General features: G+C 39.3%; 8 protein-coding genes and 1 pseudogene. 2 read left to right on the top strand and 7 right to left on the bottom strand.

Annotation, left to right across the window (positions count from 1 at the left end; genetic code table 11):
* Positions 1-170: 170 nt before the first annotated feature.
* Both G4V62_RS11335 and G4V62_RS11340 read right to left on the bottom strand, forming a co-directional pair.
* A complete protein-coding gene (locus G4V62_RS11335; RefSeq protein WP_165202285.1) occupies positions 171-392 on the bottom strand; it encodes a helix-turn-helix domain-containing protein in 222 nt (73 codons plus the stop codon).
* A gap of 10 nt (positions 393-402) precedes the next feature.
* Positions 403-879, bottom strand: a complete 477-nt coding sequence (locus G4V62_RS11340) for a DUF2975 domain-containing protein (RefSeq protein ID WP_165202287.1) — start codon at positions 877-879, stop codon at positions 403-405.
* Between the two features lie 320 nt (positions 880-1,199).
* Between G4V62_RS11340 and G4V62_RS11345 the strand changes: the two genes are divergently transcribed.
* Positions 1,200-1,781, top strand: a complete 582-nt coding sequence (locus G4V62_RS11345) for a hypothetical protein (RefSeq protein ID WP_165202289.1) — start codon at positions 1,200-1,202, stop codon at positions 1,779-1,781.
* A gap of 70 nt (positions 1,782-1,851) precedes the next feature.
* Here G4V62_RS11345 and G4V62_RS11350 read toward each other — a convergent pair whose 3' ends face one another.
* The 5 genes from G4V62_RS11350 to G4V62_RS11370 all read right to left on the bottom strand — a co-directional run bounded on the left by G4V62_RS11350 (position 1,852) and on the right by G4V62_RS11370 (position 8,070).
* Positions 1,852-2,928, bottom strand: a complete 1,077-nt coding sequence (locus G4V62_RS11350; protein WP_165202291.1) for a serine hydrolase domain-containing protein — start codon at positions 2,926-2,928, stop codon at positions 1,852-1,854.
* A gap of 62 nt (positions 2,929-2,990) precedes the next feature.
* Positions 2,991-4,724 (bottom strand): ABC transporter ATP-binding protein, encoded by a 1,734-nt coding sequence (locus G4V62_RS11355; protein WP_165202293.1) that lies wholly within the window; start codon positions 4,722-4,724, stop codon positions 2,991-2,993.
* A 15-nt stretch (positions 4,725-4,739) separates the two neighbouring features.
* Entirely contained in the window at positions 4,740-6,563 is a 1,824-nt protein-coding gene (locus tag G4V62_RS11360) for an ABC transporter ATP-binding protein (protein WP_312855484.1), read from the bottom strand.
* 86 nt (positions 6,564-6,649) lie between these two features.
* On the bottom strand, positions 6,650-7,216 hold the full coding sequence (locus tag G4V62_RS11365) for a GNAT family N-acetyltransferase (protein ID WP_165202297.1): 567 nt from the start codon (positions 7,214-7,216) through the stop codon (positions 6,650-6,652).
* A 68-nt stretch (positions 7,217-7,284) separates the two neighbouring features.
* Positions 7,285-8,070: a DUF4097 family beta strand repeat-containing protein gene (locus G4V62_RS11370; RefSeq protein ID WP_165202299.1), complete on the bottom strand. Its 786-nt coding sequence runs from the start codon at positions 8,068-8,070 to the stop codon at positions 7,285-7,287.
* A 391-nt stretch (positions 8,071-8,461) separates the two neighbouring features.
* Between G4V62_RS11370 and G4V62_RS20845 the strand changes: the two are divergent.
* Positions 8,462-9,336, top strand: a pseudogene (locus tag G4V62_RS20845) (aminoglycoside phosphotransferase family protein); the annotation flags it as partial.
* Positions 9,337-9,499: the final 163 nt, after the last annotated feature.

The raw sequence follows: 9,499 nt of genomic DNA on the forward strand, positions 1-9,499 counted from the left end.
AATACAGCGTCCAATCTGTTCTAGTTTCATTTTTTTGAGCTCGCCCTAAGCAATGGCGCATACTCAACCTACATATGAAAACGTCTTTTTTCACAATAAAAAAGCTTGACCAATCAAAGCCAAACTTTTTCGATATTGAAATCATCGTTTTCTCTCTTGTTCGACAGATTTTACGCAATGGAATCTGTATCACTTTTGTACTCTAAAATATCCCCAGGCTGGCAATCTAATGCCTTGCAAATCCCCTCTAACGTCGAGAAGCGAATGGCCTTTGCCTTCCCATTTTTGAGCACCGACAAATTAGCCATTGTGATTCCAACTTTTTCGGACAGCTCGGTTACACTCATCTTTCGTTTCGCTAACATCACATCAACATTTACAATAATAGCCATGTCGTCACCTTCAAACCGTCAAATCGTTTTCTTGTTTAATATCTAGCGCATGTCGTAAAAGCTTCTGTAAAACTGCGGTAAAAACGGCGATAACGACCGTTGCGAAGATGATCACAAACCCTGGCAATGCGACTCCTGGATGTAAAGCTTGTTGGAGCAGGAGAAACACACAGCCTGCGACATAAAACGCACAAATCATGAACGCAGCGATTTTTATTCGTTCCAGTGCCTTGACTGCTAGTTCGGAAAAAGCCGTATGTTGATCAATAAAATTTAAAAGTTTATATGCTTGATACAGTGCAAAGTAAAAAGGAATGACTGTTCCGTAAACGCCAATTAGGATTGGGTATTGCAAATAAGCGTAGTCTGGATTCATTGCTGCTAAATCGCTTGCAAACCATGGTAAATAGAACAAACATAAAGCGACGACGGTGAACGCTATGATAAAAATTGTGATTTTTAGAAAAAGTGTCGACCCTTGCTTCACACATAAACACCCCACTCTTGTTAATGCCATTATCTTATCATGACATTTATCGATAAACAATAAAATTGTTTTTTGCGTGAATCGTATGAGATCACGTGCGTCGGTCGTCATATTCAACGACGTACGTTCATTTCTCTTCATCGTTTCATTAAAAACACTTGTGTGCATAAAGGATTAAGATAAGATGAATGAGTTTCAATTTTCTGAATATAAATCGTACTTCTTTAGAAGACACTAAACATTGAAAACGACGCTTAGGTTAAATATGATCATTGTAAGCGGTATGATCGAGAGACTTTCACGTCAAGGAGGTGTCGTCATTGATGATAAGTAGAGAAAAGAAAGTAGAAGAACTAGAAAGGCTTTGGAGAGAGCGACAAAATGCACCTATCCCTCAGGAAGCATACGACGCAATTGAAGAAGGAGACTCCGCATTCACGGCATATGCAAAAGGTAAAGAAGCATTAGGTCAAGACACAGGCATTCTCGCTTCATTAAAGGAAGGGCTTGAGTACCACCATGGCGTTTCAGTAGAGGATCAGCATCATAGCAACCCCGAAAGCACAGACGTAAAAGCCGACATAAGACGCACAACCGTAAAAGCAGATGAACAACACCGCTTATACAATGAACGCGAATCAAAGAATGGGCAACTGCCTTCCTATTGTAAAAAATGCCAGAAGGAAACACCTACGCAATTCATGTCCCCAAAGCTCCAGATCCTCTTATTAGGATTCATTGCCGCAGCCATCGTCTATTCGCTGCTCCAGCAATTCGGCGTGCATATGTTGACAGCCAGCCTGCTTTCCATCGTTGTCGGGCTCACTGTTGCTATGATTCAATTTAAACGTTTGCGTAAACCTGTTTGTACGGAATGTAGTTTTTACAAAACATCTTCTTAACCGTAACGCTAGAGCAAAGCCTTTCATGCACGACGATAATGCTCTTCTCTTAGAAAATACCGTGTCTCACCTATTCAAACAAGCACGCCATCACATCTCTTCTGACTTGCTTAATGTGTTGATTGTGTCGGGACGGATGAATCCGATTGGTTAGTAAAATGCAAGACGTTTTATTTGCAGGATCGAACCAGATGCTTGTCCCTGTAAAGCCTAAATGTCCTAAAATGGCATCGGCTCTATTTAAACGAGAAAAAAAGTCCCATCCTAAACCACGGGGCTCGTTCAAGTGTGAGGTATGGTTGACCATTGAAAGTTTCACGAGCTCCTCACTTAAAATTTGTTTTCCGTTAAATGAACCTCCACTCATGATCAATTTACAAAATTTGATCAGGTCATAAGCCGTAGAAAACACGCCTGAATGACCTGTTACGCCTCCTAGTAAATAAGCATTTTCATCATGCACGGTCCCGAGAAGACATTTTCCCAGTTCTTCCTTATATTCGGTCGGGGCGACACGTTTAAGGTATGCTTCAGCAGCGGGGTTATAACACGTATCCGACATACCTATAGGCTCCCATATATGTTTTTTTACGATTTGATTGATAGGCTTTTCGCTCACATGTCGAACAAGCTCGCCTAATACGATATACCCTCTGTTACTATACACGACGCTAGATCCAGGCTCATTTTCGAGAGGGCTCTTGAAAACGCCCTCTATCATTTCTTGTCTAGCCTTTCCATACTGCCTTACATAAGTGCTGCCGGATAGACCGGATGTATGCGTCAGCAAGTGAAAAATGGTCACCTTTTTTAAAGGCGATGTATTCTCTACTTCGATATAGCGACTTAAAAAGCCGTGTAAATCGATGATTCCTTTATCAATCATGAGGAGGATTGCAGGCAAAGTAGCCACGACTTTCGTTAACGATGCTAAGTCAAACACTGTATCCATCGTCATCCGTTCTTTATTCGGCTGGATTCTCCTATATCCGTAAGCATCAGCATAGATCGTGTCTTCATCAGCTATAACGATCACCGCTCCGGGGATTTGACCTTTGCTCGTTACATCTAAAAGGTATTTGTGAATATTTCTAACCCGACTGTGGTGGCTCGTAGTTAAAGGACGTTCACCCATGCCTTCAATCATTTTTTACACCCCTACTTTTTCGACTTATATCAAACTTTCACATTGAGACATTTCCATTCACCTTATTGATATAACTCTCTATATAACCCGTACGCCTTTAATAACTCCTCATGCGTTCCCGTTTGAACGACCTGACCTTGCTCCATCACATAGATCGTATCAGCATTTTGAATCGTCGCGAGTCGATGTGCGATCACGAGCGTCGTTCGCCCAACCATTAACCGATCTAAAGCGTCTTGGACGATCTTCTCCGATTGTGAATCGAGCGCTGAAGTGGCTTCGTCCAATAACAAAATGTCAGCACCTCTAATAAAGGCGCGGGCAATGGCAATACGTTGGCGTTGACCACCAGACAAATTCGTAGCACTCTCACCGATGACCGTATCATAGCCTTGTGGGAGACGTTCAATGAAGGAATGAGCGTGGGCTTGCTTCGCCGCTTCCACAACGTCTTCTTTTGTGGCATTCAGATTGCCGTATCGTATGTTTTGTTCAATCGTCACATGAAATAAAATCGGGTCTTGGGGGACATAGGCGATACGCTCTCTAAGCTCTCGCAACGTATACGTATGAATGGGCTGATTTTTAATCGTGATACATCCTGAATCAATTGGATAAAAACCCATTAAAATTTTAAATATTGTACTTTTTCCAGCACCGCTTGGGCCAACTAAAGCAGCTCTTTCCTCTTGACGAATCGACATGCTTACCTGTTTTAAAACTGGCTGCTGTGAACGATAACTAAATGTGACGTCGTTTAAGCCGATCATCATATTCTTCTCGTCATTTGAACTTATCTCAAATCGCCCTGAGGGATAGGAATGTGATTCTGGTTGAATATCTAAAATATCAAATAATCGTTTTGTGCTTACCAATGATTGCTGTAATTCTGCAACAAATTGACCAGTATATAAAAACATAGACGTCACACCACTTTGTAAAAAGAGGATCGCTACGACAGTACCAATGCTTATATGGCCTTGGAAAGATAAAAGCAAACCGACCATAAGAATCCCGATCGTACTAAGATATGTGAGAACGACATTTAAACCGTCAAGCGTGCCTGCTAATTTTCCTTGCTGGATCGTTAAACGATAGATGTCCTCATTATGCTTAGCAAGTCGTTGACGCTGCTGACCATAAAGATTAAACAGTTTGACTGTTCGGATGCCGCTTAACATGTCTGTTAAGGTCGATGTGAACTTTCCGAGGTTTTGTTGATGCTCCTCCGCCACATGACGAAATTTCGGGGCTAGTAATCCATTGACCAGCCCAAAGAGACAGCCAATGATGACTGAATAGATTCCCATTCGCCAATCGAGGATGATGATCGCGACAACCGTAAAAATGCCGCCCGTCAACGCACTGTTCAGGTTAATTATTTTGCTCGAAAAAACGCTTTCGACAGATTGAATATCATTCGTTAGTCGTGAAATGATCTCACCGCTTCGCTCCGAATCATAGTACTGCATTGGGAGGTCCATTAAATGGGCGAGCAGTTTTAAGCGGATTTCACCGGTAATCTGATTTGTACGAAGCGCAAGCAAATAATACAGGTAGAAGTCCAGGACCATGATTAAAAAAAAGAACAGGATGAATCCTATTAAGTTGAAAAAAAAGGCATCGTCCAAACCAGAAATTGCATCAAAAACAGACTTTAAAATTAAGGCAAACATCAAGGTTTGTATGAGTGTCGTCAGTCGCGCAACAAATAACATTGAAAAATAAAATGCTTTATTTGACCCGAGCAACGAGAGCAATCTATAAAGTTCATGGCTTTTAAACCGTTTCAGCACACCATCACGATCCTATCATGTGTAAAATTGCTGTTGAAATAAACGCTTGTAAACGCCGTCTTGTCTGATTAATACGTCATGCGGTGCATTTTCCACGATCGTACCACCGTCTAAGACGACAACGCGATCGGCATGCTTAATCGTGGAGAGCCGATGGGCGATGATGATTGTCGTACGCCCCTTCATGACACGCTCTAAGGCTTGTTGAACCATCATTTCAGTACGCGTATCAAGGGCAGATGTTGCTTCATCTAAAAGTAAAATGGGCGCCTTTTTAAGAAAAGCTCGGGCAAGCGTCATTCTTTGCCGCTGACCGCCAGATAACATCACACCACCTTCGCCAACGATCGTTTCATAACCGTTAGGTAAATTGACAATGAATTCGTGTGCATGAGAGGCTCGTGCGGCAGCTTCAATCTCCTCTCTTGTTGCTGTCAAGTTTCCACAGAGAATATTGTCTTCAATGGAGCGATTAAATAGATGAGCGTCTTGTGAAACGACCGCAAACTGTTGCCGTAATTCAGCTATATCCCACTTTCGTATTGAGCGATTTTGTACATACACTTCTCCACTTTGATGCGGATAAAAATGTGTCAGTAGATGAAAGATGGTGCTTTTCCCAACCCCACTCAAGCCGACGATGGCGACGGTTTCTCCTTCTTTGATAGCAATAGAAACCTCTTTCAATACATTCACTTCTTCATCATATGAAAAAGTGACATGTCGTAATTGAATCACATGTCGATCTCTTTTTACAGTCAAGTCAGTATTTTTTGATTCTTTCTGTTTTGACTGCTCCGTAGGAGACGAAAACAATTCATATACTCGCCTAAATCCGGCTGAGCTTGAACGAAGCTGTGCAAAAAGGTGGGGCAATTCACTGATCGGACCAGAAATATAGTCAACAAGAACGATAAAAGCAATGAGATCCCCAGTTGTCATGTTCGTCGTAAGAGTTAAATAACCACCAAATAAAGCGACGACCGCATAAGGAGCGATCATCAGAACTGTCGTAAAGCAGTTCATCACAAAATGACGAAAATCAATGTGCTTTTTTTGCTTTAAGATTGCTTTGATTTCATTTTCATAATGTCGATAATACGTTTGCTTGAGATCATACGCTTTGATGATCGGCATCCCCATAATCGTTTCTCTAACCATAGTATTGACTTGTGCTTCATGCGATTGCACACCCTCAGAATACTTTTCAATCCGCTCACTCAGCTTATTGACAATGATTGTAACGATCGGCATTAAAATAATACTAAAAATAGCCAACATCCAATGAACAGTGAACAAGTAAATCAACGCTGCAACAAAGATAAAAGGCTGAGATAGTAATTTTGGAAACGTTTGATTAATAAATTGCTGGATTAGATGTAAATCATTTGTAATGCGAGAAATCAGGTCGCCTGAATGTATACTTTCAAGCTTTTTCACGGGCAGTTGCAAAATGTGCGAAGCTACATCCCCTTTTAAAGACTTCGTCACTCCACCGCTAAACAGACTAGCAGAATACTTAAAGATGTACTGCATGATAAAACTGACCGTAATAACGAGGATAATTTGCAAAGCAATCTGCACAGTTAAGTTCCACTGTTCATTTAACACAGCATCAGTCATTAATTTAATGAAATGAGCATTCACCACATTGATGACACTCACTGAAATGACGCCAACAACCGCCAAAAGGAATGATAACTTGTGTGGCTTTATGTATTTCCATACCCAGCTTAGAAAGGGAATCACCTCGTTTATCAAAATCGGCAGAACAAAACGAAACAGTTGTACATTTCCAAAGGTATTTATTGAAGAATCATTAAAGAATCGCTGCTCCACAATACTTTCATTTAAAAATGATGATTTTCGTGCAGATCCGCCTTCAACACTAAGCCTTTTTACCAACCGTACTACTTAGACGTTATTTACTCCATTATCCCATTGCGATGTTTTTCCTGCCACTCCTCTCGTAATATCCCCATTTTAATTGCATCAAAATATTCACCATCAACAGTCCTGGCTTTCCTAATGCGCGCTTCTTCCTTCATCCCTATTTTTTCTGCAACCTTCATCATTCTTACATTTCCTGACCATGTTGACATACCGAGCCTGTGTATACCTGTTGCTGAAAAAAGAAAATCGATCCACATTTTATAGGCTTCAAAACCATAGCCCCCATTCCATAAAGTATGCTCATAAATCACCACACCCGTTTCTAGCCAGTTCGTATTTTGATCGATCCAGTATGAACCAACGTTTCCAATCGCTTTGCCATCAACCTTAATGACGAGTGACGCCGGAATAGACGGTAGAATCTCTCGTTTCCATTGCTTCCGATACTCATCCTTGCTCATTTTCTCTTCAGGAATATACGGTCCGTTCCACTTTTTCGCGGCTTGTTCCTGCTCTTCATATTTCCAAAAGTACAGTTCATTCATATCTTCATTTGTTGGTTCGCTTAAGATCACTTTATTTCCAATTAATTCAATCACTATCAACGTTTCTCCTTTAGAGCTTATAACTCATGATCACTCTTTAACCCAAATATCTTTTTACAGCATTAATTTATTTCTATATTTCCTACCGAAACTGATATATTAAGTTTCGCTTCATTATTTTGAGTTTGATGTATTACCTCTTTTCCTGGTCCTTTATTAATCATTTCCAATTTATGTTCTTTAGATAAGATCTTACCATTCTTAGTCGATATGTTTAATCCTAGATCAGCAATTTTTGTCATATCTGGTAGCTGAACTTTTACATTACCATTTGAAACTTCAATATTGTTTTCGCCATGAATCTTTTTTAAAAATAAATTCTTCACACTGCCTACTTTACTTCTAATATTGATTTGTCCTTCTACTTCCCCTAAATGGATAGAACCATTCCCGGAATGAACATTAAGAAGCCCTCCTTTAAAGCTATTCATGCTAATCGTCCCTACATCAGAGGTCAGAGATAGTCGGCTAGCTCCAGTCACTTGGTCGACATCAATATTTCCGTTTTCTGTCTCCAGCTGAATATCTTCTAACAAACCAGCCGGTACGTTTAAGAGAATTTCGCTTTTGTTTCTTATTCCAGGTATTATTTTTTTCCACCCTTGATTGGTTGTGTGTACATTAATCATGGCTTTGTCCTGACTATAAGTAATATCAATGTTCGGCTCTCCGAATATGGGCTTTTGACCTTGAACATCAATCGACAAATCTTGTGAATGACTGACTATCTTAATATTCGCTAAATCCGCATTAAGTTGAATACCGTTAACATTATTTATCTTTGAACGGTACTCAAAGTTACTTGTTGAGCTGTTTAACAAACCTAAACCTACAACGAATAAAGTCATTACAATGATTCCTCCTAGAATAAACTTTTTTCTCCGCATTGTTCATCATTCATTCCCTTACTCAGTATATATTTTATTCACTAAGTATTTTAGTTGATATAATACTTAGTGAATAAAATATACAGAAAACGAATCCTCTAGTCAACAAAAAAACAGATCTATTTATGATCTGTTTTAAATGGTTTCTTCAATATTTTAAAGCAAGTGATTTCGTACAAGAAAAGAAGATGATATTTCGTTGCCTTCAATTAATCTGGTTGTATGGTGGAAGTCACTTAACCGTTTCCCACCCTCTACATCTTTCTGTAATTTCATGTGAGTCAGCAGGAATTTCAATATTTTTACTGAAATATACATAGTTAGCAGTAATTTCATTATGGTGGTGTGGTAGATGATTGACATACTAAAAAAGCAGATTCCATTAATACATCATTGTAAGGACATGACTAAAATTAATAAAGGATTCTCTTCAGATGAAAAATATCTGATTCATATGCCTGGTGATAACAACAATTTACTCCTTAGAATGTTCAATATTGAAGAGTTGGAGTCAAAGAAAATGGAGTATTCCATATTAGAAAAGATGCAAGCGTTTAAAATTAATTGTTCAGTGCCCATTTCTTTTGGTGAGGCAGGAAAAAAGGATATTTGATTACATCCTACATAGAGGGTAAAGATGCTGAAAGTGAAATCCAAAAATACTCAGAACAAGAACAACATAATATAGGTATTGTTGCAGGGAGAGAATTAAGAAAAATGCATCAATATACTGCACCAAACCATATCCCTTCTTGGTATTCAAGAAAGCTTGTAAAACATGAGAGATATATAGATGCTTACTTAGCATCTGAAATAAAAGTTGATAATGACAGAAAAATCATGGATTTTATTGATGAAAACATTCATCTGATGAAACAAAGACCTAACTTATTTCAACATGATGACTTTCACCTTGGAAATATCATTGTCAATGATAAAAAATTTGCAGGGGTCATAGACTTTAACAGGTATGATTGGGGTGATCCTTTCCATGAATTCCTTAAGATAGGTATTTTTAGTAGAGGGGTAAGCATTCCATTTTCAGTTGGTCAGATTAGAGGTTACTTTGATCATGTTGAACCTGATGATTATTTTTGGAGGCTTTATTCACTGTACCTAGCAATGTGTGTTTTCTCTACTGTAGTATGGACTTTAAGAACGATTCCAGATGACATAGATTCTATGTTAAATAAAGTATACATGTTATTAGAAGATCATGATTACTTTAGTGATGTCAATATCGGGTTAAAAATCCCCAAAAACGCCGGACTAAAATTCCTCACTTTGCTGTTTCTGGAGCTGAAGGCAGAGGAAATACCCCGGCCTTTTTCTTCTCTTCCATGCGATAGGAATCACCTTTGATGCTAAACGTAACCGAGTGATGCAGGAG

Source organism: Litoribacterium kuwaitense (assembly GCF_011058155.1).
Taxonomy (GTDB): domain Bacteria; phylum Bacillota; class Bacilli; order Bacillales; family DSM-28697; genus Litoribacterium; species Litoribacterium kuwaitense.

Coding starts and splice junctions, on each gene's coding strand:
- G4V62_RS11335 (WP_165202285.1), bottom strand. CDS start 392: ATGGCTATTATTGTAAATGTTGATGTGATGTTAGCGAAACGAAAGATG.
- G4V62_RS11370 (WP_165202299.1), bottom strand. CDS start 8,070: ATGACTTTATTCGTTGTAGGTTTAGGTTTGTTAAACAGCTCAACAAGT.
- G4V62_RS11350 (WP_165202291.1), bottom strand. CDS start 2,928: ATGATTGAAGGCATGGGTGAACGTCCTTTAACTACGAGCCACCACAGT.